At 60.8% G+C, this 25577-nt stretch carries 24 protein-coding genes and 2 tRNA genes; 14 read left to right on the forward strand and 12 right to left on the reverse strand.

Features of this window, described 5'->3' with window-relative positions:
• Positions 1 to 70: 70 nt before the first annotated feature.
• Complete coding sequence (purL, locus tag KI609_RS14060) at positions 71 to 4090, reverse strand: phosphoribosylformylglycinamidine synthase (RefSeq protein WP_226444157.1); 4020 nt, start codon at positions 4088 to 4090, stop codon at positions 71 to 73.
• A gap of 149 nt (positions 4091 to 4239) precedes the next feature.
• On the opposite strand from purL, the gene map reads away from it, so the two are divergent.
• Together map and KI609_RS14070 are read left to right on the forward strand one after the other, a co-directional pair.
• Positions 4240 to 5055, forward strand: a complete 816-nt coding sequence (gene map / locus KI609_RS14065) for a type I methionyl aminopeptidase (RefSeq protein ID WP_226444159.1) — start codon at positions 4240 to 4242, stop codon at positions 5053 to 5055.
• Positions 5056 to 5176: 121 nt separating this feature from the next.
• Positions 5177 to 7768, forward strand: coding sequence for a [protein-PII] uridylyltransferase (locus KI609_RS14070; protein WP_226444161.1), 2592 nt, complete (start codon positions 5177 to 5179; stop codon positions 7766 to 7768).
• Positions 7769 to 7816: 48 nt separating this feature from the next.
• Here KI609_RS14070 and def read toward each other — a convergent pair whose 3' ends face one another.
• Positions 7817 to 8356, reverse strand: a complete 540-nt coding sequence (def, locus tag KI609_RS14075; RefSeq protein ID WP_226444163.1) for a peptide deformylase — start codon at positions 8354 to 8356, stop codon at positions 7817 to 7819.
• A gap of 98 nt (positions 8357 to 8454) precedes the next feature.
• Here def and KI609_RS14080 point away from each other — a divergent pair, with 98 nt between their 5' ends.
• The 3 genes from KI609_RS14080 to KI609_RS14090 all read left to right on the forward strand — a co-directional run bounded on the left by KI609_RS14080 (position 8455) and on the right by KI609_RS14090 (position 9214).
• Complete coding sequence (locus KI609_RS14080) at positions 8455 to 8877, forward strand: YbaN family protein (RefSeq protein ID WP_226444165.1); 423 nt, start codon at positions 8455 to 8457, stop codon at positions 8875 to 8877.
• Between the two features lie 123 nt (positions 8878 to 9000).
• Positions 9001 to 9076, forward strand: a tRNA-Asn gene (locus KI609_RS14085).
• 62 nt (positions 9077 to 9138) lie between these two features.
• A tRNA-Asn gene (locus tag KI609_RS14090) sits at positions 9139 to 9214 on the forward strand.
• On the opposite strand, the gene KI609_RS23055 is transcribed toward KI609_RS14090, so the two are convergent.
• From KI609_RS23055 to KI609_RS14105, 3 genes are all read right to left on the reverse strand, one after another.
• Positions 9173 to 9871, reverse strand: a complete 699-nt coding sequence (locus KI609_RS23055; RefSeq protein ID WP_226450414.1) for a zinc ribbon domain-containing protein — start codon at positions 9869 to 9871, stop codon at positions 9173 to 9175. The genes KI609_RS14090 and KI609_RS23055 overlap by 42 nt on opposite strands.
• 27 nt (positions 9872 to 9898) lie before the next feature.
• Positions 9899 to 10267, reverse strand: a complete 369-nt coding sequence (locus tag KI609_RS14100; protein WP_226444167.1) for a hypothetical protein — start codon at positions 10265 to 10267, stop codon at positions 9899 to 9901.
• A gap of 81 nt (positions 10268 to 10348) precedes the next feature.
• Positions 10349 to 10828, reverse strand: a complete 480-nt coding sequence (locus KI609_RS14105; protein ID WP_226444169.1) for a hypothetical protein — start codon at positions 10826 to 10828, stop codon at positions 10349 to 10351.
• Positions 10829 to 11240: 412 nt separating this feature from the next.
• Between KI609_RS14105 and aat the strand changes: the two genes are divergently transcribed.
• Genes aat through KI609_RS14120 form a run of 3 tightly spaced genes read left to right on the forward strand, consistent with a single transcriptional unit; the run spans position 11241 to position 13638 of the window.
• On the forward strand, positions 11241 to 11996 hold the full coding sequence (aat, locus tag KI609_RS14110) for a leucyl/phenylalanyl-tRNA--protein transferase (protein ID WP_226444171.1): 756 nt from the start codon (positions 11241 to 11243) through the stop codon (positions 11994 to 11996).
• Positions 11993 to 12751, forward strand: coding sequence for an arginyltransferase (locus KI609_RS14115; RefSeq protein ID WP_226444173.1), 759 nt, complete (start codon positions 11993 to 11995; stop codon positions 12749 to 12751). Before aat ends, KI609_RS14115 begins: the two co-directional genes overlap by 4 nt.
• Positions 12752 to 12807: 56 nt before the next feature.
• The gene (locus tag KI609_RS14120) at positions 12808 to 13638 is read left to right on the forward strand and encodes an IclR family transcriptional regulator (protein WP_226444175.1); all 831 of its coding nucleotides are present in this window, start codon (positions 12808 to 12810) and stop codon (positions 13636 to 13638) included.
• Positions 13639 to 13746: 108 nt separating this feature from the next.
• Here the strand turns inward: KI609_RS14120 and KI609_RS14125 are convergent, their stop codons facing one another.
• The 6 genes from KI609_RS14125 to KI609_RS14150 all read right to left on the reverse strand — a co-directional run bounded on the left by KI609_RS14125 (position 13747) and on the right by KI609_RS14150 (position 21209).
• Positions 13747 to 14826 (reverse strand): serine hydrolase, encoded by a 1080-nt coding sequence (locus KI609_RS14125; RefSeq protein WP_226444176.1) that lies wholly within the window; start codon positions 14824 to 14826, stop codon positions 13747 to 13749.
• Between the two features lie 115 nt (positions 14827 to 14941).
• On the reverse strand, positions 14942 to 16480 hold the full coding sequence (locus KI609_RS14130; protein WP_226444177.1) for a 2-isopropylmalate synthase: 1539 nt from the start codon (positions 16478 to 16480) through the stop codon (positions 14942 to 14944).
• A 208-nt stretch (positions 16481 to 16688) separates the two neighbouring features.
• On the reverse strand, positions 16689 to 17522 hold the full coding sequence (pssA, locus tag KI609_RS14135) for a CDP-diacylglycerol--serine O-phosphatidyltransferase (protein ID WP_226450416.1): 834 nt from the start codon (positions 17520 to 17522) through the stop codon (positions 16689 to 16691).
• Positions 17523 to 17711: 189 nt separating this feature from the next.
• Positions 17712 to 18725, reverse strand: coding sequence for a ketol-acid reductoisomerase (gene ilvC / locus KI609_RS14140; RefSeq protein ID WP_226444178.1), 1014 nt, complete (start codon positions 18723 to 18725; stop codon positions 17712 to 17714).
• Between the two features lie 55 nt (positions 18726 to 18780).
• Positions 18781 to 19272, reverse strand: coding sequence for an acetolactate synthase small subunit (ilvN, locus tag KI609_RS14145; protein WP_226444179.1), 492 nt, complete (start codon positions 19270 to 19272; stop codon positions 18781 to 18783).
• Positions 19273 to 19415: 143 nt separating this feature from the next.
• Positions 19416 to 21209, reverse strand: a complete 1794-nt coding sequence (locus KI609_RS14150; RefSeq protein ID WP_226444180.1) for an acetolactate synthase 3 catalytic subunit — start codon at positions 21207 to 21209, stop codon at positions 19416 to 19418.
• Positions 21210 to 21500: 291 nt separating this feature from the next.
• Between KI609_RS14150 and KI609_RS14155 the strand changes: the two genes are divergently transcribed.
• The 6 genes from KI609_RS14155 (at position 21501) to KI609_RS14180 (ending at position 25060) form a co-directional block, all read left to right on the forward strand.
• Positions 21501 to 22070: an RNA polymerase sigma factor gene (locus tag KI609_RS14155; protein WP_226444181.1), complete on the forward strand. Its 570-nt coding sequence runs from the start codon at positions 21501 to 21503 to the stop codon at positions 22068 to 22070.
• A complete protein-coding gene (locus tag KI609_RS14160; RefSeq protein WP_226444182.1) occupies positions 22067 to 22510 on the forward strand; it encodes a DUF3619 family protein in 444 nt (147 codons plus the stop codon). Before KI609_RS14155 ends, KI609_RS14160 begins: the two co-directional genes overlap by 4 nt.
• Before the next feature lie 20 nt (positions 22511 to 22530).
• Positions 22531 to 23439, forward strand: coding sequence for a DUF3106 domain-containing protein (locus KI609_RS14165; protein ID WP_226444183.1), 909 nt, complete (start codon positions 22531 to 22533; stop codon positions 23437 to 23439).
• A 98-nt stretch (positions 23440 to 23537) separates the two neighbouring features.
• Positions 23538 to 24029 (forward strand): RDD family protein, encoded by a 492-nt coding sequence (locus tag KI609_RS14170; protein WP_226444184.1) that lies wholly within the window; start codon positions 23538 to 23540, stop codon positions 24027 to 24029.
• A 4-nt stretch (positions 24030 to 24033) separates the two neighbouring features.
• A complete protein-coding gene (locus KI609_RS14175) occupies positions 24034 to 24474 on the forward strand; it encodes a diacylglycerol kinase (protein ID WP_226444186.1) in 441 nt (146 codons plus the stop codon).
• On the forward strand, positions 24467 to 25060 hold the full coding sequence (locus tag KI609_RS14180) for a TIGR00730 family Rossman fold protein (RefSeq protein ID WP_226444188.1): 594 nt from the start codon (positions 24467 to 24469) through the stop codon (positions 25058 to 25060). The genes KI609_RS14175 and KI609_RS14180 overlap by 8 nt, the downstream gene beginning before the upstream one ends.
• A gap of 144 nt (positions 25061 to 25204) precedes the next feature.
• On the opposite strand, the gene KI609_RS14185 is transcribed toward KI609_RS14180, so the two are convergent.
• On the reverse strand, positions 25205 to 25543 hold the full coding sequence (locus KI609_RS14185; protein ID WP_226444190.1) for a P-II family nitrogen regulator: 339 nt from the start codon (positions 25541 to 25543) through the stop codon (positions 25205 to 25207).
• Positions 25544 to 25577 lie beyond the last annotated feature (34 nt).

Raw genomic sequence — 25577 nt, forward strand, 5'->3', positions numbered from 1 at the left:
AAGCCAGGCCACAACGGCCCAGCTTTTTCAAAGTGCGCTGACCACCCGCGGGCGGTGGGTCAGGCGCCGATCAACCCACCCACTTGCGGGCGTTGCGCCAGATGCGCATCCAGGCGCTGTACTCGGCCTTGTCCTCGCTGGTCCAGCTCATCTGCACGTTGCGGAACACGCGCTCGGGGTGCGGCATCATGGCCGTGAAGCGGCCGTCGGCCGTGGTCACCGCCGTGAGGCCGCCCGCGCTGCCGTTGGGGTTGAACGGATACTGCTCGGTAGCGCGGCCGTGGTTGTCCACGTAGCGCATGGCGGCAATCGCCTTATCGGCATTGCCCCGGTACTTGAAGTTCGTGTAGCCCTCGCCGTGCGCCACGGCAATCGGCAGGCGGCTGCCCGCCATGCCTTGCAGGAACAGGCTGGGGGATTCGAGCACTTCCACCAACGACAGGCGGGCCTCGAAGCGCTCGCTCTGGTTGGTGGTGAAGCGCGGCCAGTCTTGCGCGCCGGGGATGATGTCGGCCAGCTCGGCAAACATCTGGCAGCCATTGCAAACGCCCAGACCGAACGTGTCCGCGCGGCCAAAGAAGCCCTGGAACTGTGCGGCCAGCACGGGGTTGAAGGTGATGGAGCGTGCCCAGCCGATGCCTGCGCCCAGCGTGTCGCCATAGCTGAAGCCACCGCAGGCGACCACGCCCTTGAAGTCTTCGAGCTTGACGCGGCCGGTCTGCAGGTCGGTCATGTGCACGTCATACGCCTCGAAGCCCGCTTCGGTGAAGGCGTAGGCCATTTCGATGTGCGAGTTCACACCCTGCTCGCGCAGGATGGCGACCTTGGGTTTGGCAAGGTTCAAGAACGGCGCGGCCACGTTGTCCTTGGCATCGAAGGTGAGGTGCACATGCATGCCGGGGTCCGTCGGCTCGCCCGCTGCGGCATGTTCGGCATCGGCATTGGCAGGGTTGTCGCGCTGCTGACAGATCTTCCAGCTCACCGCGTCCCACACCTGGTGCAGGTCGGCCAACGGGGCGCTGAACACGGCCTTGGCATCGCGCCAGACCTGCAGCTCGCCCTTGCCAGCATCGATCGTGGATGACACAGGGCGCGTCTTGCCCACGAAGTGACTGAACCGGGACAGGCCGTGCTCGCGCAGCACCTGCATCACATCGTTGCGCTCTGCCGTGCGCACCTGCAGCACCACGCCCAGTTCTTCGTTAAACAGGGCCTTGAGGGTGAGTTCTTCGCGGCGGGCGCTGACCTGTTGCGCCCAATTCTTGGCGTCACCGGTTTCCATACGGCTGTCACTGATGCCATCGCCTTCGGTGACCAGCATGTCCACATTCAGCGCCACGCCCACATGGCCCGCAAAGGCCATCTCTGCAGCCGCCGCCAACAGGCCGCCATCGCTGCGGTCGTGGTACGCCAGGATCTGGCCCTTGGCGCGCAGTGCGTTCACGGCGTTCACGAGGTTGACCAAATCCTTTGGATCATCCACATCGGGCACCACATCGCCGCTTTGCTCCAGCGTCTGGCCCAGGATGCTGCCGCCCATGCGGTTCTTTCCATGCCCCAAGTCGATCAGCACCAGCGTGGTGTCGGCCTCGGTAGCGTCGAGCTGGGGCGTGAGCGTGCCGCGCACGTCGGCAAGCGATGCAAACGCGCTCACGATCAGGCTGACGGGCGAGGTGACCTTCTTCTTGTCAGCGCCTTCGCTCCACTGCGTGCGCATGGACAGCGAATCCTTGCCCACCGGAATGCTGATGCCCAGGGCAGGACACAGCTCCATGCCCACGGCCTTCACGGTTTCATACAACGCAGCGTCTTCGCCAGGCTCGCCACAGGCGGCCATCCAGTTGGCCGACAGCTTCACACGCGGCAGTTCGATGGGCGCAGCCAGCAGGTTGGTGATGGCCTCGGCCACCGCCATGCGGCCCGAGGCTGGCGCGTTGATGGCGGCCAGCGGCGTGCGTTCGCCCATGCTCATGGCTTCACCCGCAAAGCCCTTGTAGTCGGCCAGCGTCACGGCGCAATCGGCCACGGGCACTTGCCAGGGGCCGACCATCTGGTCGCGGTGGCTCAAGCCGCCCACCGTGCGGTCGCCAATGGTGATGAGGAAGCGCTTGGACGCCACCGTGGGGTGGGCCAGCACGTCGATGACAGCCTTTTGCAGCGGCACGCCCGTCAAGTCCATCGGTGCGAATTCTCGCGCCACAGTCTTCACGTCGCGGTGCATCTTGGGCGGCTTGCCCAAGAGCACGTTCATGGGCATGTCCACGGGCAGCTTCTGGTCTTCGGCCGTGGCGGCGGGGTCGTGCAGCACCAGTTGGCGCTCTTCGGTGGCGGTGCCGATCACGGCAAACGGGCAGCGCTCGCGTTCGCAGAAGGCTTTGAACTGCTCCAGCGATTCAGGGGCAATGGCCAGCACGTAACGCTCTTGCGATTCGTTGGACCAGATTTCCTTGGGCGCCATGCCCGATTCTTCGAGCTGCACCGCGCGCAGGTCAAAGCGTGCGCCACGACCTGCGTCGTTGGTCAGCTCGGGGAAGGCGTTGGACAAACCGCCTGCGCCCACGTCGTGGATGGCCAGGATGGGGTTGGCCGCGCCCTGCGCCCAGCAGTGGTTGATGACCTCTTGCGCACGGCGCTCGATCTCGGGGTTGCCACGCTGCACCGAGTCAAAGTCCAGCTCGGCCGCATTGGTGCCAGTGGCCATGGAGCTGGCGGCGCTGCCGCCCATGCCGATGCGCATGCCGGGGCCACCCAGCTGGATGAGCAACGAGCCTGCGGGGAATTCGATCTTCTTCGTCAGCTCGGCATCGATCACGCCCACGCCGCCCGCAATCATGATGGGCTTGTGGTAGCCGCGCTGCACGCCGCCGACGCTCTGTTCGTATTCGCGGAAGTAGCCGTTCAGATTAGGCCGGCCGAATTCGTTGTTGAACGCCGCGCCGCCCAGGGGGCCTTCGACCATGATCTGCAGCGGGCTGGCAATGTGCTCGGGCTTGCCCACGGTGCTGCCCCAGAGCTTGGACACCGTGAAGCCCGTCAGGCCCGCCTTGGGCTTGGAGCCCCGGCCGGTGGCGCCTTCGTCGCGGATCTCGCCACCGGCGCCGGTGGACGCACCGGGGAACGGCGAGATGGCTGTGGGGTGGTTGTGGGTTTCCACCTTCATCAGCACATGCTGGGTGACGCTACTTTTTTGATAGCTACTAGCGCTTAATGGATAAGCACTAGAGGCCATTTTGGCCACGAAACGCTCGACCTGATGGCCTTCCATCACGGAGGCGTTGTCCGAATACGCAATCACCGTGTGCTGGGGCGCCAGCTGGTGCGTGTTGCGGATCATGCCGAACAGGCTCTTGTCCTGCGCCACGCCGTCGATGGTGAACTCGGCGTTAAAGATTTTGTGGCGGCAGTGCTCGCTGTTGGCCTGCGCGAACATCATCAGCTCCACATCGGTGGGGTTGCGCGCAAGGCCCGCGAAGGCGGTCACGAGGTAATCGATTTCGTCGTCGGCCAGTGCCAAACCGAAGCGGGTGTTGGCGGCTTCGAGCGCCCTCCTGCCTTGTTCGGGGCCACCAGCCAGCACATCTACATGCTCCATGGGCGCGGGCTGCAGTTCGGTGAACAGGCCGGCGGCGGCACTGCGGTCGGCCACCACGGATTCGGTCATGCGGTCGTGCAACAAGGCCGCCACCTGGGCCCATTGCTCGGCGGTCAGCTCGGGGGTCTTGCCCAGCAGGCCCGATTTGAGGCTGATGCGGTATTCGGTAATGCGCTCCACCCGGCGAATCGCAATGCCGCAGTTGCGGGCGATGTCGGTGGCCTTGGAGGCCCAGGGCGAGAGCGTGCCCAGGCGCGGCGTGACGATGAGCACGGCACCCTCTTCGGGACCCGCATAGGGGTCGCCGTAGGTCAGCAGCGCCGCCAGGCGTTCTTGTTCCGCCGCAGTGGGGGACGCGTCGGTCGCCACCAGATGCACAAAGCGCGCTGCAATGCCACTGATCTTGGGGTGAATGGCCTCCAGGGCGGGTTGAAGTTGCTGGGCGCGGAAGGTGCTGAGGGCGTTGCCGCCCGCCAGCGTGGTCATGTGCAAGGTCACGGTAGCGGCCTGTTGGGGGTGTGAGGGGAACGTTGGTGGTGCCGACCCGAGGTCCAGGCCGGTGGGCCTGAGCGGGTGGGCAGCCCGGCATTTTACCGGGCAGATCATGGCGGCCTGCAGCCTGCGGGATGCGATGGGATAATTGGCGCATGAGCATCACCATCAAAAGCGCTGAGGACATTGCCGGCATGCGCATCGCGTGCCGACTGGCATCTGAAGTGCTGGATTACATCGCACCCCACATCAAACCGGGGATCACCACCAAAGAAATAGACCGCCTGGGCGCCGAATGCATGGCCCAGCAGGGCACTATCTCGGCCACCGTGGGCTACCAGCCACCCGGCTACCCGCCCTACCCGGCCTCGCTGTGCACATCGGTCAACCATGTCGTGTGCCACGGCATCCCCAATGACAAGCCCCTGAAAAAAGGCGACATCGTCAACGTGGACGTGACCGTGATCACCAAGGACGGCTGGTACGGCGACAACAGCCGCATGTACCTGATCGGGGAATGCTCCATTGCGGCCAAGCGCCTGTCGGCCCTGACGTTTGAGGCGATGTGGCACGGCATCATGCAGGTCAAGCCAGGCGCCCACTTTGGGGACATTGGCCACGCGATCCAGAAGTTTGCCGAAGGCCAGGGGTTTTCCATCGTGCGCGAGTTCTGCGGCCATGGCATTGGCCAGAAATTTCACGAAGAGCCCCAGGTGTTGCACTACGGGCGCCCCGGCACGCTCGAAGAGCTGCGGCCCGGCATGGTCTTCACCATTGAACCCATGATCAACGCGGGCCGCCGCGAGGTCAAGGAGTTCGGCAACGACGGCTGGACCATCGTGACCAAGGACCACAACCTGTCGGCTCAGTGGGAACACACCGTGCTGGTGACTGAAACCGGTTATGACGTCATGACGCTATCGGCAGGTTCGCCGCCATTGCCCGCCTTTGTGACGGCCACGAGCACGTGATCGCCTGACCTCTGCGCGCAAAGTGACATCCGCGACGTCGGCCCGATAAACCAATCACCACCGGCTCGCACGACTTTTGCATGGCATTTTTCATGGCCCATAACCAAAGCGCACCACGACCATGACCGAAACCCATGCCCTGCGGGATGCCTACCGCAGCGACAAAGCCGCCCTGCTGGCCGCCATGAACGCAACGGGTGCATCCACGCGCGGCATTCGGACCCTGCTGCACAAGCTGTCATCCCTGGCCGGCCACCTGCTGCAAACCCTGTGGCAGCGTGCCCAGCTGCCCGGCGACCTGGCGCTGGTCGCCGTGGGTGGGTTTGGCCGAGACCAGCTGTTTCCCTATTCAGACGTCGACGTGCTGCTGCTTTTGCCCGATGGCGCAGCGCCCGAATCTGGCAGCACTCTGCGCGCGCAGCTGGAGGGGTTTATCGGCAGTTGCTGGGATGCGGGGCTGGAGATCGGATCGAGCGTGCGCACCGTTGCCGAGTGCCTCGCGGAAAGCGCGCGCGATGTGACCGTGCAGACGTCGCTGCTTGAATCACGCCTGGTATGCGGCAACGCCGCGCTGTTTGCGGATTTCCAGCGGCAATACCGTGCGCAGATGGACCCTGCGGCGTTTCTGGTGGCCAAGACGCTGGAGACGCGGCAACGCCACAACAAATACGAGAACACCCCTTACGCACTGGAACCCAATTGCAAGGAATCCCCGGGCGGCCTGCGGGATCTGCAAATGATCCTCTGGGTGGCCCAGGCGGCAGGGCTGGGCAACAGCTGGAAGGAGCTTGCAGCGAGCGGCATGGCAACAGCGTTCGAGACGAGCCAGATTGAGCGCAACGAGGCGGTGCTGTGCCTCATTCGTGCGCGCCTGCATGCGGCAGCAGGCCGGCATGAGGACCGGCTGGTATTTGACCTGCAGACAGCGGTGGCCGAGTCGTTCGGGTACCGATCCCAGGCGCCCGATGGCTCGCGGTTGCCCATGCGCGCCAGCGAGACGCTCATGCGGCGCTACTACTGGGCCGCCAAGGCGGTATCGCAGCTCAGCCAGATTCTTCTGCTCAACATCGAAGACCGGCTGAACCCCACCAGCCATGAGCCACGTGCCATCAATGCTCGCTTTTTTGACAAGGGCGGTCTGGTGGAAGTGGCCAGCGACGACCTGTACACCCGCGAGCCACATGCCATCCTGGAAACGTTTCTACTGTACGAAACGACCCCGGGCCTCAAGGATCTGTCGGCACGCACGTTGCGCGCCCTCTACAACGCACGCGGGGTGATGGACAGCCAATTTCGCCGCGACCCGGTCAACCGCGACACGTTCATGCGCATCCTGCAGCAGCCCTTGGGCATCACGCATGCCATGCGGCTCATGAACCAGACCTCGGTGCTGGGGCGTTACCTCTGGCCCTTTCGCCGCATCGTGGGCCAGATGCAGCACGACCTGTTCCATGTGTACACGGTGGATCAGCACATCCTGATGGTGCTGCGCAATGTGCGCCGCTTCTTCATGGCCGAGCATACGCACGAATACCCGTTTTGCTCTCAGCTCGCGAGTGGCTGGGACAAGCCCTGGACGCTGTACCTGGCCGCGCTGTTCCATGACATTGGCAAAGGCCGAGGCGGTGATCACTCGCAGATTGGTGCCGCAGAAGTACGGCGCTTTTGCCGCCAGCACGGCGTGGACCGCGAGGACGCGCGGCTGGTCGAGTTTCTGGTGCGCGAACACCTCACCATGAGCACCGTGGCGCAAAAGCAGGATCTGAGCGACCCGGACGTAATTGCCGCGTTTGCGCGCCGTGTCGGCAACGAACGCAACCTCACCGCCATGTACCTGCTGACGGTGGCCGATATACGAGGCACAAGCCCCAAGGTCTGGAATGCCTGGAAAGGCAAGCTGCTGGAAGACCTTTACCGCGCCACACTGCGCACGCTGGGCGGACGGGCGCCGGATGCGGCCGCAGAGATCGAGGCGCGCAAACGCGAGTCACTGGTGCTGCTTGCCCTGAATGCTCTCCCGTTCGAAGCGCACAAAAAACTGTGGGCGACGCTCGACGTGAGCTACTTCATGCGCCACGATGCGGCAGACATCGCGTGGCACACGCGCCATCTGTCGCGCCATGTGGGCACCACGCGGCCGGTCGTGCGTGCGCGGCAATCCCTGGCCGGTGAAGGACTCCAGGTGCTGGTGTATGCAGCCGACCAGGCCGATCTCTTTGCGCGCATTTGTGGCTATTTCGACCGGGCAGGCTTCAGCATCCTGGATGCCCGTGTGCACACCGCCAACAACGGGTATGCACTTGACACCTTTCAGGTGGTGGCATCTTCACAGCCGGGCCACTACCGCGAACTCACACACATGGTGGAGAGCGACCTCCTGCGGGTACTTGAAGCAGGTGGGCCGCTGCCCGAACCCGCCCGCAAGCGCGTGTCGCGCCGCGTCAAGAGTTTTCCTTTCGCTCCGCGGGTGACGCTGAGACCCGACGAAAAGGCGCAGCGCTGGCTGCTCGCCATCTCTGCCAGCGACCGGGCAGGCCTGCTTTATCTGGTGGCCCGCATCCTGGCCCAACACCACCTGAGCGTGCAGTTGGCCAAGGTCAGTACGCTGGGCGAGCGTGTGGAAGACACCTTCCTGATCCAGGGCCCGGAACTGCAAAACAACGCCCGCCAGATCGAGATCGAAACCGAACTGCTGCGCGAGCTCTCGTCCTGAACGGTCGCGCTGGCGAAAACAACCGCCACCGCACTAGGCACAGCGGCCTCAATCGTCTTCGGCAGCACCGATGTCGGGGAATAGAACATCGGTGAAACCGAACTGCGTGAAGTCCCGCACCCGCATGGGATAGAGCTTGCCGATGAGGTGATCGCACTCGTGCTGCACCACGCGGGCATGAAAACCATCCACGGTGCGATCAATCGGATCGCCATAGAGATCAAACCCCGTATAACGAATGCGCGACCAGCGCGGCACCATGCCACGCAGCCCCGGCACCGATAGACAGCCTTCCCAGTCATGCTCCTCGTCAGGGCCCAAAGCCGTAATCACCGGGTTAAGCAACACGGTAGGCGGAACCACCGGCCGATCGGGATACCGGGGATTGCGCTCATTCGAGCCAAAAATCACAAGCTGCAGATCCACACCGATCTGCGGTGCGGCAAGGCCGGCACCATTGACCGCACGCATGGTGTCGAACATGTCACGCACCAGGGTGTGCAGTTCATCGGTGTCAAAAACGGTCACGGGCTGGGCCATACGCAGCAAGCGCGGGTCGCCCATCTTGAGGATGGAGTGGATCGTCATGGGGTTGAATGGTCTGCCGGACACAAACGCCGCCAGCAACGGCAGCATAACGCGCGAACACCCTCGGCCCGCCAACAAGTCCATTCACAATACAGTCCATGGACTCCCAGCCACCCGACGAGCTCACCACGGCCCCGCCCGCACTGCGGCCCCTGCCGTGGCCTGTGCGCTGGTTGCTGCAGGCGTTTGCGGTGCTGTGCCTGGTAATGGGTGCTATCGGCGTGATTGTTCCGGGTCTGCCCACTACCGTTTTCATTCTGATGGCGGCCTGGGCGGCTGCACGCAGTTCACCGCGTCTGTACCTTTGGCTATGGAACCATCGCCTGTTTGGCCCCTTGTTGCGCAACTGGGCCCAAGGTGGTCGTGTGAGCCGGCGCGCCAAATGGAGCGCGGCTTTCATGATGGCGCTGAGCACCATCGTGTTGCTGCTGACGGTGTCACGCCCGTGGCTGGTTGCATTGGCCATTGGCTGCATGGTCTGCGTCTTGGCATGGTTGTGGCGAAGGCCTGAGCCACCTTGATGACTTGATGACTGCAACCTCCCCAGGCTAACCGACTCGTCACGGAAACACGCGCTCCTGAATCGTCAAGCGCGCTGGCGAGTGTCAAACACCCACTTTTTGTGTATATAATCTGAGGCTTGTTCCTCGATAGCTCAGTTGGTAGAGCGCCGGACTGTTAATCCGTAGGTCCCTGGTTCGAGCCCAGGTCGAGGAGCCAAGAATTTATGGGCACTGCATGTGTACGCGGGGCTTTTTAGTTAAGCATCAGGTACCGATCATTCCTCGATAGCTCAGTCGGTAGAGCGCCGGACTGTTAATCCGTAGGTCCCTGGTTCGAGCCCAGGTCGAGGAGCCATTTTTCGGCACTGTGAATCTTTGCACGGTGGTTATGCCTCACAAGGCATTCTGGGTGGTAATCCACCATCACTTCGTCAGCCGTCACAGTGATCTCCCGAACGAACGACCCCACAAACTCGCGCAGTTTCTTGGGGTCTTCGCAATTCAAAACGATCTCCCGTAACACTTCGGCCGCTTCGACCGGGTCGACTTCGGGCTGCTCGTTCACACTCATCCGCTCGTTCTCAAGATCCACCAGCCCCGCCTCCAGGCTGCGGATGCGGTCGTTCCATTCGCGCAGACGCTTGGTTATGTCTCCCAAATTCGGCGCATCTTGCCCATGCAGCTCCAGCACAGAAAACAAGTTGGATCGCGCCTTTTCTGCCACACGCAGCTCGGCCACGATGGTTTTTCGTCGATCTGACCGATCTTTTGCCCACGTCTCGCGCGTCTGGTAGGCCTGGGCCACCACGTCGGCCATCCGATCGGGCGTCATCACCTGGTCCAGCAGCTCGGCCAGCATCCATTCATCGAACAGTTCGGCGCGCACCTTCCCGAAGCCGCAGCGGTGCTTTCCCACAAGGCTATTGCGGCAACCGTAGTAGTGATAGACCTTGCTGCGCCCCGTGCCGCTGCAGGTCTGCAAGCTGGCATCACATAGCCCGCACTTCAACAACCCCGTGAAGGCGAAATTGCTGCGCGGCTACCCGCCCGCCTTGGCCGGAAAGTAAGTGGCAGTGCGCGCCGTGGCGCCGTGCTTCATCGCATTGAAGCGCGTGCGCAGGGCCTCATGCGGTGTGGGGTGCCCCTCCAGATTGGCCGATACAGCCGCAACGCCCTGGGGCGTTTTGGGCCCCGTCGAATGCTGGTGCGCCTTGAGCAAAGCCCGCTCCCAGCCCGCTTGCGGCTGGTGCTGCTCGCCACAGTGCGGGCAATGGGCAAAGTACCTGTAGGGGTGGTGCTCCTGCTCCGGATCGTCCTCGATCAGATCAGGCACGCCCTCGAACGCCTTGCGGCACGCGCCGCAGCGAAAGTTGACGTGAGAAATTTGCTCAGACCAGTCCTTGGGCATAGTGGCATGTTGCCGCCCAAGGTAGGTGCAAGAAAAGGGGGTAAACCGGCGCGCGTATTGCCACCCCAGCTATACAAATTGCTACCGAATGCGCGCTTTGAGAGCCTCTAAATCAGACCGTTCAATGCCTTCGCATGAAACCCACCAGTCATCGCGAAACTTGTCGCTGCCATCATCCAAATCCACATGGGAGAACATCACGATAAAACGAGTGAAGCCTGTATATCCACCCATCGAGTTTTTTGCGTTCACCTCCCCGCAAAAATAAAGATCAAGGCTGGTTTTGAGGTTTCTGAACCGTGCTGATTCTGGATCTTTCAAGGCGTTGAGAACGGCCCTCTTTCCTTCTGCGGCAACCTTGCGCGCGTCGGCAGGGTTTGACTTGAAAGGACTCCGTTTTGTAGGCGGCAGCGGTGGTGGAGCGGGTTTAGCGGGTTCTGCAGCATCGAGCAAACACTGCATAAGCAAGGCCTGTCTTTCCGAAGGTGCTAGCGCCCCAATTTCCGTTTCGCAGTCCTCGACAGACTTTCCTGCGACGGCAGGCTGCAACGGGGACAACATGGCGACTGCGAAAACCACACCAACGACTCTATTCAACATGTGCCCCTTACCCGGTCTGAACTTCCCGGCGCTGCGACTTTACCGCAAAGAACGCAGCGAACCACACAAAAAAAGGGCCGACTTTTTTGGGTCGGCCCGAAGGGGATAAATCCCAGGAGTTCCCCGATTGCAGGGGCGTGGTGACCTTCTCACGTCACGCCGCCATGGTCAACAGAACATCTTGTTTTGCCACTGTGAACCGCGCGGGCCGAACAATCGTGAGCCTTACGGTTCGTAGTGAGCCCAATACGGGGAGCCACTTGAAAAGCCCTACACCCCTCCGGTGCAGGGCTTTTTTGTTGTTGGCCAGCGCTCTCCTGTGTGCTGGTGGCACATGCCAGACAATAGCGTTTTTGCCCATCCAACATACCCCATGCCCCCGCAATTGCCCTGGCTGGAGCCTGACGATTCACTCCCCGCCCCTTCAAGCGCCTGGACCTCCAAAGACCCGGCACCAGGCCTGCTGGCAGCAGGGGGAGCACTCGGAGTTCAGCAGCTGCGTGCTGCGTACAGCCAAGGCACGTTCCCTTGGTTTAGCGTCGGTCAACCCATCTTGTGGTGGGCACCCGACCCACGCATGGTTTTGCCAGTGTCCGAGTTTCGACTACACCGGTCCCTGCGCAAAAGATTGCAGTCATTTCGCAATCACGCCAATTGCGAGATCCGGGTGGACTTCGCATTCAGAGAAGTCATCACCGCATGCGCAAGCCAGGAGCGCGAAGGCCAGGCAGGCACCTGGATCGTGCCCGACATGGTTGAGGCATACACGCGTCTGCACGCTGCTGGCGATGCCCACAGCATCGAGACCTGGATCGATGGCCGCCTGGTGGGCGGGTTGTATTGCGTGGCATTGGGCCACGCCGTATTTGGCGAATCGATGTTTGCCCGTGCCACCGACGCCTCCAAAATAGCGCTCTCGGCACTGGTAGCGCTGTGCCGCCACCATCGCATCGACATGATTGATTGCCAGCAAAACACACGCCATCTCGCATTGCTGGGTGGACGGGAAATACCGCGAGCCGAGTTTCTTGAACATGTCGAAAAAGCACGACACCAGCAAGCGACTCCCTGGGTATTTGACCCCGTATACTGGAACGAACTGCTATCGCTCCCCGGCACCAAGGCATGACGCAACTCAATGACCTTCCACTGCAGACCCTGCAGTTTTATGCGACCGCCCCGTATCCCTGCAGTTACCTGCCGGACAGGCAGGCACGTTCGCAGGTCGCCACTCCCAGCCACCTGATTCAGAATGATCTGTACTCGGACCTCGTGGCGAAAGGATTTCGCCGCAGCGGCATGTTTACCTATCGACCGTATTGCGATGGCTGCCAAGCATGTACGCCACTGAGAATTCTGGTCAACGAGTTCCAACCTGATCGGAGCCAAAAGCGCGCAGCAAGCCGACACCGCTCATTGCATGCGCGGGTTCTGCGCCTGTGCTTTATGCCCGAGCACTACCAGCTATACCTGCGCTATCAGAATGAACGCCATGCAGGCGGCGGCATGGACCACGACAGCATCGATCAATACACCCAGTTCTTGCTGCAGAGTCGCGTCAATTCGCGGCTGGTGGAGTTCCGCGAACTCGATGAATCCGGGCAAGCAGGCGCGCTCAAGATGGTGTCCATTTTGGATGTGCTTGATGACGGGCTGTCTGCTGTCTATACCTTCTACGAACCCGAACCCCACTGCAGCTATGGCACGTACAACGTCATGTGGCAAATTGCCCAAGCCCGCTCGCTGGGCCTACCCCACGTGTATCTGGGCTACTGGATCGCGGCGAGCCCCAAGATGAGCTACAAGGTACGCTTTCACCCCCATGAAGTTCTCACTGATGGCAAGTGGCACCGTGCAACCTCAGCGGTGCGCGAGATATCCTGAAGACACCGCCACATTTCACAAGGTAAAATGTAGCGGCCCTCGCTCCCACGGTGCCCATGAAAAAGATCGACCCCAGTATTCCTGTCAAACCCAGTGTTCAGGTTCTTGAACGCATGTTTACGCTGATCGACGTGCTGGCATCCCGCGAGGAGGCAATTTCACTCAAGGAAATCAGCGAAAAAACGGGCTTGCACCCATCCACGACCCACCGCATTCTGAATGACCTGACCATTGGCCGTTTTGTGGACCGCCCCGAATCAGGCAGCTATCGACTGGGCATGCGGTTGCTGGAGCTGGGAAACCTTGTCAAGGCGCGCCTGAGCGTGCGTGATGCGGCGTTGACGCCGATGCGCAATCTGCACAAGCTGATTCAGCAGCCCGTCAATCTCAGTATGCGCCAGGGAGACGAAATTGTGTATGTCGAGCGCGCCTACAGCGAACGCTCTGGCATGCAAGTGGTGCGCGCCATCGGGGGGCGTGCGCCATTGCATCTCACATCCACGGGCAAACTTTTCTTGGCGCTGGATGACCCTCAAAGGGTTCGCAGCTATGCCACACGCACCGGGCTGGCTGGTCACACGCGCAACAGCATCACCCAACTACCCATTCTGGAGCGTGAACTCGCCAAAGCGCGCCAATACGGCATCGCCCGCGACAACGAAGAACTGGAGCTTGGGGTGCGCTGCATGGCGGCTGGCGTGTATGACGACCAAGGCAAGCTGGTTGCCGGCCTGTCCATTTCAGCACCTGCGGATCGATTGGACGAAGGCTGGCTGCCCAAGCTGCAGACCACGGCCAACGAGATCTCCGTTGCGTTGGGCTACATCGCCAGCACAGACATCAACCATGAGGCAGCGGTAAACCACCGCGCCCATCAGTCACACTAAACATCGAAGGCCACACTGCTTTGCGCGTGGCCTGTCTGAGCCTGTCTGAACTCCATGAAAAATGGAATCCTCAGATCCAAAAAAAAGCGCCTTTCAGGCGCTTTTTTATTAGCCGTTCGAGGCGGCCCTGACTGCATGCAACGGCCCTGCCAATGAAGGCGTGGACTCCACCCAATGTCGAACACGCTGCGCGTCGCCCAAACGACTGAACTTGCCCGCTGAGTCCAGAAACACCATGATCAGCTTGCGCCCCGCGATCTGCGCCTGCATCACCAGGCAACGCCCTGCCTCAGAGATATAACCGGTCTTTTGCAAACCGATGTCCCAGTCCGGGCTCTTTACAAGGCTATTGGTGTTGTTGTACTGCAGGGTTCTATGCCCTACCGCCACTTCGTAACTGGGCGACGTGGACAACTCACGCAACAGCGGGTCGCCATGGGCAATGTTCACCAGAGTGGCAAGATCCCGCGCACTGGATTGGTTCAGGCTGGACAACCCTGTGGGCTCGACGTACCGGGTGTCAGTCATGCCCAGCAAACGCGCCTTGGCATTCATTTGCGCAACAAACACCGCCAGCCCCCCTGGATAGGAACGGCCCAGTGCATGTGCAGCCCGGTTCTCGCTCGACATCAGCGCCAGGTGCAACATTTCCCCACGCGTGAGTGTTGTCCCGACAGACAGACGCGAGCTGCTGCCTTTTTCGGTATCCACATCATCTTGGGTAATCGTCACAGGCTCTTCCATGGGCAATTTTGCCTGGGAGATAAGCATGCCCGTCATCAGCTTGGTCAAAGACGCAATAGGAAGCACCGCATGGTCGTTTTTGCTGAGCAAAATCTCATGGGTATCCTGGTCCATCACCAACGCCACACTCGACTTGAGGTCCAGTGGGTCATTGACTGCATGAAGGCCTGCCGCCTGGCCGAATGACGGCTTGGCGGGGATAAAGGCAACCCGGGTGGGGGTTTTCACGGACCTGGCGGTGATCCGCGTTGCCCGGGGACTCGCAGCGACCTTGCGCGGAGCCACCACGCGCTTGGCACTGGTGGAACTCACGCTGTGCTTTTTGACAGCCGCTTTTTTCTGCGGCCCAGCGTGTGCGGAAGGCGAAATCAGGGCCGCGCTGACGACGGCAAAGCCCAATATCTGGAAAAAACGGGTCATTGCGGTGAAGCGGCGATGGTGCATCAGAGTGCTCCAAACGGTAAAAGGTGTTGAGCAGTGTACAGAATCAAAAAAAGTCGCGCAAGATCAATACCTTGCGCGACTTTCCAAGAAAGTGATTCAATTATAAATTGATCGATCAACCTTGTGCGGACACCCGATCGGCTTTACTTTGTAACTTGTTCAGCGCGCTGAGGTAGGCCTTGGCCGATGCAACCACGATATCGGGGTCTGCACCCACGCCATTGACGACGCGCCCACTGTTTTGCAAGCGTACGGTGACTTCTCCCTGGCTTTCGGTTGAGCCACTGATGGCGTTCACCGAATAGAGCACCATCTCGGCACCGCTGTTGACGTGGGACTCGATCGCCTTGAGCGAAGCATCCACCGGACCATTGCCTTCGGACTCGCCGTGCACCTCTTGTCCGTCCACCGTGAACACGATGCGCGCGCGCGGTTGCTCCCCGGTTTCGCTCTGCTGGAACAGCGAAACAAAGCCGTATTGCTCCTTTTCACTCGTCACGCTTTCATCACTGACAAGCGCAAGAATGTCTTCATCAAAAATTTCGCTCTTGCGGTCGGCCAACTCCTTGAACCGCGCGAAGGCCGTGTTGATTTCGGTTTCGCTGTCCAGGCTCACACCCAATTCCTGCAGTCGCTGCTTGAAGGCGTTGCGGCCACTGAGCTTGCCCAACACGATCTTGTTGGCACTCCAACCCACATCCTCGGCACGCATGATCTCGTAGGTATCGCGCGCCTTGAGCACGCCATCCTGATGAATGCCGGAGGCATGCGCAAACGCGTTGGCGCCCACCACAGCCTTGTTCGGCTGCACCACAAAGCCGGTGGTCTGGCTCACCATGCGGCTGGCCGCCACGATGTGCTTGGTATCGATGTTGAGGTCCAGGTCAAAATAGTCTCGGCGCGTCTTGAGAGCCATGACCACCTCTTCGAGCGAGCAATTCCCTGCGCGCTCACCCAGCCCGTTGATCGTGCACTCCACCTGGCGCGCACCGCCGATCTTCACACCCGCCAGCGAATTGGCCACGGCCATTCCCAGGTCATTGTGGCAGTGCACGGACCAGATGGCTTTATCGCTGTTGGGGATACGTTCGCGCAGTGTCTTGATGAAATTGCCGTACAACTCTGGAATGGCGTACCCTACGGTATCAGGCACATTGATGGTGGTGGCACCTTCAGCAATCACCGCTTCGATCACGCGGCACAGGAAATCCGGGTCGCTGCGATAGCCGTCTTCAGGGCTGAACTCAATGTCGCCCACCAGATTGCGTGCAAAACGCACCGACTGCTTGGCCTGCTCCAGCACCTGGTCTGGCGTCATGCGCAGCTTCTTTTCCATGTGCAGCGCCGAGGTGGCAATGAAGGTGTGGATCCGAGCGCTGGCAGCACCCTGGAGCGCCTCGGCTGCGCGCGAAATATCGCGGTCATTGGCACGCGAGAGCGAGCAGATGGTGGCGTCCTTGATGGTGTTGGCAATGGCCTGCACTGCCTCGAAATCACCATTGGAGCTGGCGGCAAAACCGGCCTCGATCACATCCACCTTCAGGCGCTCGAGCTGGCGCGCAATACGCAGCTTTTCGTCTTTGGTCATGGAGGCGCCAGGAGACTGCTCTCCGTCGCGCAAGGTGGTGTCGAAAATGATCAGTTTGTCAGCCATGTCGTTCTCCTGGTATCGGTGGGTGAGGGTCCCGCAAGGTCAAAATCTGGCGCCCAAAACAAAAGGCCCGTTGCGGGTGCATACGGGCCTTTGTGGATAAAGTGTGCGCGTGCGCCTACCGTCTCCGCCCGCGGGGAGGTAGCAGTAGGGCTAATGCAAACATCTTCATGCCGTCCAATGTAGCACATGTCTGAAGGCGCAAAAGCGGTCACTTGTGAAGACCACGTTCATCGGGTTCGTCGGTTGAAGTGCTGATCACGCTGCTGTACTGGCCTTGGGCTCTGCGCCACGCGTACACGCCGTATCCGCTCAGGCCATAAATCACAAACACGCCGAAAAGTACGATGGGCGGGTGGATATTGATGATGGCAATGCCCAGCGCGATCAGCACGATCGCGGCAAAAGGCACGCTCTTTTTCATTTGGATGTCCTTGAAACTATAGAAAGGCACATTGGTCACCATGGTCAGGCCCGCATACAGCGTAAAGCCAAACATGAGCCAGGTGATCTGGTTCCAGCTCAGCCACAGGCTCTCGCCCGGATGCACGCCCAATTCAGTCATCAGCCAGATAAAACCGGCCACCAGGGCTGCCGCAGCCGGCGACGGCAACCCCTGAAAATACCGCTTGTCCACGACGCTCGTGTTCACGTTGAAACGCGCGAGCCGAAGCGCCGCGCAAGCGCAATAAACAAACGCGGCAATCCAACCCCAGCGCCCCAATCCTTGCAGCGACCATTCATACGCGATCAAGGCGGGCGCCGCTCCAAAGGACACCATGTCCGACAGCGAATCCATCTGCTCTCCGAACGCACTTTGTGTGTTCGTCATGCGCGCCACGCGGCCATCCAGGCTATCGAGCACCATGGCGCAGAAGACCCCGATAGCCGCCATATCGAAGCGGCCGTTCATGGCCATAACGATGGAATAGAAACCACCAAACAGCGCCGCCAGCGTGAAGAGGTTGGGCAAGATGTAGATGCCCTTGCGGCGCTTGCGCACCATCACACCCGGAGGATTGGTGGATTCATTGCCGTCATGCATCAAATGGCCTCCAGCGCCTGTGCAACAAGCGCAAGCAGCTATTAAATTTATAGTGAAAATTATCTGCGGCACAGATCAACCACTGCGCGCGCAAAAAGTGAAGGCCGCAGTGTAGCGCTTTGATACACGACGGCCGGCCCACAAAAAAGGCCACCGAAGTGGCCTTTGATGTTTTGCCCAGAGCAATGATCAGTTGCGGGTTTGATCGACCAGCTTGTTCTTGGCGATCCAAGGCATCATGGCGCGCAGCTTGCCACCCACCACTTCGATGCTGTGGTCAGCCGTGTTGCGGCGGCGGGCGGTCATCGACGGGTAGTTCAGGCGACCTTCCTGGATGAACATCTTGGCGTATTCACCGTTCTGGATGCGCTTCAAAGCGTTGCGCATGGCCTTGCGGGATTCTTCGTTGATGACTTCAGGACCAGTCACGTACTCGCCGTACTCGGCGTTGTTCGAGATCGAGTAGTTCATGTTCGCAATGCCGCCTTCGTAGATCAGGTCCACGATGAGTTTGAGCTCGTGCAGGCATTCGAAGTAAGCCATTTCAGGGGCGTAGCCAGCTTCGACCAGGGTTTCATAACCCATCTTGATCAGCTCGACAGCGCCGCCGCACAGCACGGCTTGCTCACCGAACAGGTCGGTCTCGGTTTCTTCCTTGAAGTTTGTCTCGATGATGCCGGCCTTGCCGCCACCATTGGCCATGGCGTAGCTCAGTGCCAGATCACGGGCTTTGCCGCTCTTGTCCTGGTGCACGGCCACGAGGTGGGGCACACCACCGCCTTGCGTGTAGGTGTTGCGCACGGTGTGGCCAGGCGCCTTGGGGGCGACCATCCACACGTCCAGATCGGCGCGGGGCACCACCTGGTTGTAGTGCACATTGAAGCCATGGGCAAAAGCCAGCGAGGCGCCCTTTTTCAGGTGTGGCTCGATTTCGCTGTAGACGCCTGCGATATTTTCATCAGGCAGCAAAATCATCACGACGTCGGCCGATGCGACCGCGTCGTTGACTTCAGCCACCTTCAGGCCGGCCTTGCCAACCTTATCCCACGATGCCCCGCCCTTGCGCAGGCCCACCACGACCTTCACGCCGCTGTCGTTCAGGTTTTGTGCATGGGCGTGGCCTTGCGAGCCGTAGCCGATGATGGCAACGGTCTTGCCCTTGATCAGGCTCAGGTCACAGTCTTTGTCGTAGAAAACTTTCATGGGTCGCTCCGGTTGAAATACGTTGTTGGGGGGGAATAAAAAACAGGGAATTGTCTTACACGCGCAGGATGCGCTCGCCGCGGCCGATGCCGCTGGCACCGGTGCGCACGGTTTCCAGGATCGCCGTGCGGTCGATGGCCTGCAGGAAGGCGTCGTTCTTGGACTGGTCGCCGGTGAGCTCGATGGTGTAGCTTTTCTCGGTCACGTCGATGATGCGGCCACGGAAGATGTCGGCCATGCGCTTCATCTCCTCGCGCTCCTTGCCCACGGCACGCACCTTCACCATCATGAGCTCACGCTCGGTGTAGGCGCCTTCGGTGAGGTCCACCACCTTCACGACCTCGATGAGTCGGTTCAGGTGCTTGGTGATCTGCTCGATCACCTCGTCGGAACCCGTGGTCTGGATGGTCATGCGCGACAGCGATGCATCCTCGGTGGGGGCCACGGTGAGCGATTCGATGTTGTAGCCACGGGCAGAAAACAGACCCACCACGCGTGACAGCGCACCGGGTTCGTTTTCGAGCAAAACGGCAATGATGTGTTTCATGATGAAGAGATTCCTCATTTCGCTGCCCTCCCCCGCGCACGGTAATGCGCGGGCTTGGCAGGCAATAGATTCGTCAAAAAAAGATAGCTACCAAAAATATAGCAGCTTGCGCTTACTGCATAAGCGCTAGAGACCGATTAGGCTTAAAGGTCTTCCGACCCCAGCAACATCTCGGTGATGCCCTTGCCGGACTGCACCATCGGGAACACGTTCTCGGTGGGGTCTGTGCGGAAGTCCATGAACACCGTGCGGTCCTTGAGTTTGCGGGCTTCGCGCAGCGCGGGCTCCACATCCTTGGGGTGCTCGATCAGCATACCCACGTGACCATAGGCCTCGGCCAGCTTCACAAAATTGGGCAACGCGTCCATGTAGCTGTGGCTGTAGCGGCCGGAGTATTCGATCTCCTGCCACTGGCGCACCATGCCCAGGTAGCGGTTGTTCAGCGAGCAGATCTTGATCGGCGTGTTGTATTGCAGGCAGGTGGACAGTTCCTGGATGTTCATCTGCACCGAGCCTTCACCCGTAATGCAGAACACTTCGGACTGCGGCTTGGCCAGCTTGATGCCCATGGCGTAGGGAATGCCCACGCCCATGGTGCCCAGGCCGCCGGAGTTGATCCAGCGGCGCGGCTCATCGAAGCGGTAGTACTGCGCAGCCCACATCTGGTGCTGCCCCACGTCCGAGGTGATGTAGGTGTCTGCATCCTTGGTCATGTTCCAGAGCGTCTCGACGACGTACTGCGGCTTGATGACATCAGGGCTGCCCATGCTGTATTTGAGGCAATCGCGCTTGCGCCAGCCTTCGATGGTGTCCCACCAGGCGGCGAGCGCTCCAGCGTCGGGACGCGTGCTGCTCTCGCGGATCATCGAGATCAGCTCCGTCAGCACGTCTTTCACATCGCCCACGATAGGGATGTCGACCTTGACGCGCTTGGAAATGCTCGACGGATCGATATCCACATGGATGATCTTGCGGTCGTTTTGCGCGAAGTGCTTGGGGTTGCCGATCACGCGATCATCGAAGCGCGCGCCCACGGCCAGCAGCACGTCGCAGTTCTGCATGGCATTGTTGGCTTCGACCGTACCGTGCATGCCCAGCATGCCCAGGAACTTGCGGTCAGACGCGGGGTAGGCACCCAGGCCCATCAGCGTGTTGGTGACCGGATAGCCCAGCATGTCCACCAAGGTGCGCAGTTCGTTCGTGGCGTTGCCCAGCAGCACGCCACCACCCGTATAGATATAAGGGCGCTTGGCGGTCAGCAGCAGTTGAAGCGCCTTGCGGATCTGCCCGCCATGGCCCTTGCGCACCGGGTTGTAAGAGCGCATTTCCACCGTCTGTGGGTACCCGGCGTAGGGCACTTTCTTGAACGACACGTCCTTGGGCACATCCACCACGACAGGGCCAGGGCGGCCGGTGCGTGCGATATGAAACGCCTTTTTCATCGTCGCGGCCAGATCGCGCGCATCCTTAACCAGGAAGTTGTGCTTGACGATGGGGCGGGTGATGCCAACGGTATCGCACTCCTGGAAGGCATCCAGGCCAATCGCCGCAGTCGGAACCTGGCCGGAGATGATCACCATCGGAATGCTGTCCATGTACGCCGTGGCAATCCCGGTGACCGCATTGGTGAGACCAGGGCCCGAGGTGACCAGCGCCACACCCACTTCGCCCGTGGCGCGGGCATAGCCGTCAGCGGCGTGCACTGCCGCCTGTTCGTGGCGCACCAGCACGTGCTGGATGGTGTCTTGCTTGTAGAGCGCGTCGTAAATATAGAGAACCGCACCACCGGGATAGCCCCAGATGTACTGGACGTTCTCAGCCTGAAGCGACTTGATGAGGATCTCAGAACCCATGAGGTCCTGCGAACCGGAAGCGGGGGAAGTGGAGCCCTGCGAAGCAGCGGCCGCCGAACTGTGTTCAGCTTTGGAGATTTCCATGATCGATCAACCTTTGTGAATTTCTCTGACGAAAAACCTTGGGTGCTCCTCGCATGCGCTCTTGTGAAGCCAGCTTGGAACTTGAGGCCCATGGACATGAGCGGGATGATTGCCGCGCCGGACCAGGACCCGTTTGCCTTTGAATTGCAGCTTTAATTATCGCACTGCAACACATGCAAAACACATCTGGCGCTAAAAAAACCCGGCCGGATGCGATAATCGACAGCTTTAGAGCGCTGGATCGCCAAAATACCGCGCGCCTTCACGCCACCCTTCTCGGGCTCACCCGTCTTGGCAACTGAACAAGAACTCTCCGACTTCCTCAAAAGTGTAGAAAAACGCGCATTCAAGCGTTCGGTCTACCACGTTCGCAATGAGGAAGCGGCGCTCGACATCGTGCAGGACAGCATGCTCAAGCTGGCCGAGCACTATGGGGACAAGCCAGCCGCTGAGCTTCCGATGCTCTATCAGCGCATCTTGTCCAACTGCACGCTTGACTGGTTTCGCCGCCAGAAAACGCGCAATGCACTGTTTTCGAGCATGAGCGACTTCGAAGGCACCGGAGAAGATGGCACGGATTTTGATTTGTTTGAAGCTTATTCCGGCCCCGAAGGCAGCGACAAAGCGGAAAGCGCAGAAGACATTACCCGCCGGGTCCAGATATTTCACGGCATTGAAGCTGAGATCGCAGAACTACCCCCACGTCAACGGGAAGCGTTCCTCATGCGTTACTGGGAAGAAATGGATGTAGCAGAAACGGCAGCCGCTATGGGTTGTTCGGAAGGCAGCGTCAAAACCCACTGTTTTCGTGCCATACAAACGCTCAGCAAAGCCTTGAAGGCCAAAGGAATAGAGCCATGAAAATCACCGCCCAGAGCCCATCGACACCTGCAGAAGTTGCCGCAGAGCGTTTTGCGCGGCGCGTGACGGCGCGTCTATCCAGCGGGACGGACGATTTGCCCTATGACATCTCGGAGCGCTTGCGCGCATCGCGCATGCAGGCACTGGCCAAACGCAAGGTTGTGGCGCCAGTCAAGCGCACAGCGCCCGCATCTGCGGTGATTTCTATGGGTACGTCGGCAACCTTGGGGCGCGGCAGCTGGTGGAACGCCGTGGTGTCTGCGGTGCCGTTGTTGGCATTGGTCGTAGGCCTGGTGGTCATCAACATAGCGCAGGACGAACGCAGCGCCAGCGACGTGGCCGAAGTGGATGCGGCTTTGTTGACTGACGATCTGCCGCCAGATGCGTACGCCGACCCGGGCTTCGTACAATTCCTCAAGACCTCGGCACATTCGAACTGAACCGCCTGACTCTGGACTGCATGCACCCAAGCTCTTCTGACGCCTCCCCTGTCCTGCCAGCCTTTGTGCTGGCGTTGGCGCTCTTGGGCGTCCTCACAGCAGTGGGCGGCCAGGTATGGGTGCAGATGCGCATGGCGCCGGGCACGGTGCTGCCACCGGGTGCCGAGGCCGCCGTGGCCAGCCCCAACAATGCACGCGTTCAGGCCACAGCCAACCCGGCAGCCGCCGCGCAGGTTGAATCGGGCCCCGGATGGGAAACCCTGACAACGCCCCAAAAACAGGCCCTCTACCCGCTGGCCGAGCGTTGGGCACACATCAGCGAAACGCAAAAGCGTCGATGGCTGACGCTGGCGATCAGCTTTCCCACCCTTTCGCCCGAAGAGCAGACAAAGTTTCTGAACCGCATTACCGATTGGGCCAATTTGAGCGCCCAGCAACGCAACCAGGCACGCCTCAATTACGCCGTCACCAACAAGCTCGCTGGCGACGACAAACGTGCGCAGTGGGAGGCCTACCAGGCGCTGACCGATTCGGAGCGCCGGGCGCTCGCGGCACGGGCTGCGCCAAAGCCCGCTGGCGCGGCCACAGCCTTGCGCCCCATTCCTCGCCGGAAGTTGGCGCAGGTGCCCGCGGCAACCGAGGGCAACCCCAACCGACCCAATGCACCCAAGATCCCCCCCGACACCGAGCACTTGCACCGCGCCGCAGGGCCAGTGACGGCAACGCCCGCAACACCCGCGGCAAGCGCGGGCACATCACAATCCGGCAGCATGGTGCCCCCGACGCCCGGTGTTGAAACAGCCCCTGTGGCGGTGCCTGTGGCTGTGCCCGCTGCGCTGCCGCCGTTGTCAACCGGCCCGACCGAACCTGCCGCAGCCGCCGCGCCCCCGCCTGTTACCCCTGACACCTCGGGCGTGTATCCTCAGTAGGTTTGTCACCTGCTTCGGCCCCGACTGGTCGCCCTGGAATGCCCGTTTCTCACTCTGCACAGACGCCGCAGGCCGACACCTGCACAACACCCGCCCCCATGTTTTTCGGTGCAACGCCCAACCTGGGGCGCCGCATGGCCTGCTGGCTTTATGAAGGCATGCTGCTGTTCGGAGTGGTTTTTATCGCCGGATACCTCTTCGGCACGCTGAGCCAGACCCGCAATGCGATGGACAACCGCCACGTCCTTCAGGCCTTTCTGTTTGTGGTGTTCGGCATTTATTTCACCTGGTTCTGGGCCAAAGGCCAGACCCTTGCCCAGAAGACTTGGCACATCCGTGTCGTCGACAAGGGGGGGCGGCCCATCACCCAGGCCCGTGCTCTTTTGCGCTATGTGGTGAGCTGGTTGTGGTTTTTGCCCCCACTCGCTGTCACTGCGCCCTTTTCACTGCCGGGGGGGGAGTCTGCCGTCATCGTGATGGGTTGGGTGGCCATATGGGCCCTTCTGAGCCGCTTTCACCCTGATCGCCAGTTTTGGCACGATGCGCTGGCAGGCACTCGTCTGGTGCACTTTGACCCCAAGAAGAAATAGCCGCATGCCGCCACGCCCCACTTCCACGCCCGCCACGACCTCTCCCCCTCTCCAGCCCGATGCACCGGCCAATCCCCAGAAGGCGCGGTCCGGCCTGAACCGCATCTGGCATGCGGGCGGATATTCCGTACAGGGCCTGCGAGCTGGCTGGAACGAAACAGCATTTCGCCAGGAAGCGATGGCCGCCATGGTCTTGGTGCCGCTGTCGGCCTGGCTGGGACGCAGCTGGGTGGAGGTGGCTCTGCTGGCGGGGTCAGTCGTCCTGGTGATGGTTGTCGAACTGCTTAACACCGGTATTGAAGCGGCCATCGACCGCATCGGGCCAGAATGGCACGACCTGTCCAAACAAGCCAAGGACATGGGCAGCGCAGCGGTGCTTCTGGCACTGCTTCTGTGCGCTGGCATCTGGACAGCCGCTATTTATCAAAGGTTTTTTCATGGCTGAACCCGCTTTTTCCCTCTGCGTTTATTGCGGCTCGCGTCCAGGCGAGAACCCCGCATTCGCCCAAGCGGCGCAAGCCGTTGGGCAATGGATTGGCTCGCATGGAGGGCAACTGGTGTACGGCGGCGGTCGTGGCGGCCTCATGGGCACCGTGGCCGAGGCCACCCGCCTGGCGGGAGGGCGGGTGGTGGGCGTGATCCCACAAGCCCTGGTGGACAAGGAACTGGCCAATCGGCTGTGCGATGAACTGCACATCGTGCAGACGATGCACGAACGCAAAGCCCTGATGGCAGAACGCAGCGACGCGTTTGTGGCACTGCCCGGCGGTATCGGCACCTTTGAAGAACTTTTCGAGGTGTGGACCTGGCGCCAACTGGGCTACCACAACAAACCGGTGGGTTTGCTCAATGTGGCGGGTTACTACGACGCCTTGATGGCGTTTCTGCAAACCAGCGTGGCCAGCGGTTTCATGGGAGAGTGGCAGATGGACTTGATGGTGACCGCCACCAACACGGACGAACTGCTGCGCCTCTTGGTGCAGTCTGCAGGCCCCGACCAGGCACCGGTGCCCTTGCGTACGGTGATTTGATGCGCGGCTGAAGCCCGGTGGAGCCCCCCCAGGGGTTCCGTCTTCAACGGAATCACTGGGCCGGTTTTGCAACACCGCGCCGCCTACACTGATCCCGCCGCCAGCGAATGCAGACAGGGCAGCAGATGCGGCGCTGTCAGGGCATCAGATCGCTGCGTCGTCCAAGTCACCGGTACGAATGCGTACCACACGCTCCACCGCAGTGACAAAAATCTTGCCATCACCGATCTTGCCCGTGCGCGCCACGTTCACGATCGCATCCACACAACGGTCCACATCGTCGGTCTTCACCACCACTTCGACCTTCACCTTGGGCAAAAAGTCCACGACATACTCGGCGCCGCGATACAGCTCCGTGTGGCCCTTCTGACGGCCGAAGCCTTTGACCTCGGTCACCGTGAGACCTGTCACACCACATTCGGCAAGGGCCTCGCGGACTTCTTCGAGCTTGAACGGCTTGATGACGGCAGTGATCATTTTCATGGTGGGTCTCCTGGTGGCAATAAAAGAACGGGCT

The organism is Acidovorax radicis (genome assembly GCF_020510705.1).
In the GTDB taxonomy this organism is placed as follows: domain Bacteria; phylum Pseudomonadota; class Gammaproteobacteria; order Burkholderiales; family Burkholderiaceae_C; genus Acidovorax; species Acidovorax radicis_A.

Bases quoted from the DNA above. Each gene is read 5' to 3' on its own strand.
- KI609_RS14185 (WP_226444190.1), bottom strand. From the start codon at position 25,543: ATGAAAATGATCACTGCCGTCATCAAGCCGTTCAAGCTCGAAGAAGTC.
- KI609_RS14120 (WP_226444175.1), top strand. From the start codon at position 12,808: ATGAAAAAGATCGACCCCAGTATTCCTGTCAAACCCAGTGTTCAGGTT.
- pssA (WP_226450416.1), bottom strand. From the start codon at position 17,522: ATGCATGACGGCAATGAATCCACCAATCCTCCGGGTGTGATGGTGCGC.
- KI609_RS14100 (WP_226444167.1), bottom strand. From the start codon at position 10,267: ATGCCCAAGGACTGGTCTGAGCAAATTTCTCACGTCAACTTTCGCTGC.
- KI609_RS14105 (WP_226444169.1), bottom strand. From the start codon at position 10,828: ATGTTGTCCCCGTTGCAGCCTGCCGTCGCAGGAAAGTCTGTCGAGGAC.
- def (WP_226444163.1), bottom strand. From the start codon at position 8,356: ATGACGATCCACTCCATCCTCAAGATGGGCGACCCGCGCTTGCTGCGT.
- KI609_RS14115 (WP_226444173.1), top strand. From the start codon at position 11,993: ATGACGCAACTCAATGACCTTCCACTGCAGACCCTGCAGTTTTATGCG.
- ilvN (WP_226444179.1), bottom strand. From the start codon at position 19,272: ATGAAACACATCATTGCCGTTTTGCTCGAAAACGAACCCGGTGCGCTG.
- ilvC (WP_226444178.1), bottom strand. From the start codon at position 18,725: ATGAAAGTTTTCTACGACAAAGACTGTGACCTGAGCCTGATCAAGGGC.
- KI609_RS14165 (WP_226444183.1), top strand. From the start codon at position 22,531: ATGCACCCAAGCTCTTCTGACGCCTCCCCTGTCCTGCCAGCCTTTGTG.
- KI609_RS14080 (WP_226444165.1), top strand. From the start codon at position 8,455: ATGGACTCCCAGCCACCCGACGAGCTCACCACGGCCCCGCCCGCACTG.
- KI609_RS14125 (WP_226444176.1), bottom strand. From the start codon at position 14,826: ATGCACCATCGCCGCTTCACCGCAATGACCCGTTTTTTCCAGATATTG.
- KI609_RS14170 (WP_226444184.1), top strand. From the start codon at position 23,538: ATGTTTTTCGGTGCAACGCCCAACCTGGGGCGCCGCATGGCCTGCTGG.
- KI609_RS14130 (WP_226444177.1), bottom strand. From the start codon at position 16,480: ATGGCTGACAAACTGATCATTTTCGACACCACCTTGCGCGACGGAGAG.
- KI609_RS14160 (WP_226444182.1), top strand. From the start codon at position 22,067: ATGAAAATCACCGCCCAGAGCCCATCGACACCTGCAGAAGTTGCCGCA.
- aat (WP_226444171.1), top strand. From the start codon at position 11,241: ATGCCCCCGCAATTGCCCTGGCTGGAGCCTGACGATTCACTCCCCGCC.
- KI609_RS14180 (WP_226444188.1), top strand. From the start codon at position 24,467: ATGGCTGAACCCGCTTTTTCCCTCTGCGTTTATTGCGGCTCGCGTCCA.
- KI609_RS14150 (WP_226444180.1), bottom strand. From the start codon at position 21,209: ATGGAAATCTCCAAAGCTGAACACAGTTCGGCGGCCGCTGCTTCGCAG.
- KI609_RS14175 (WP_226444186.1), top strand. From the start codon at position 24,034: ATGCCGCCACGCCCCACTTCCACGCCCGCCACGACCTCTCCCCCTCTC.
- map (WP_226444159.1), top strand. From the start codon at position 4,240: ATGAGCATCACCATCAAAAGCGCTGAGGACATTGCCGGCATGCGCATC.
- KI609_RS14070 (WP_226444161.1), top strand. From the start codon at position 5,177: ATGACCGAAACCCATGCCCTGCGGGATGCCTACCGCAGCGACAAAGCC.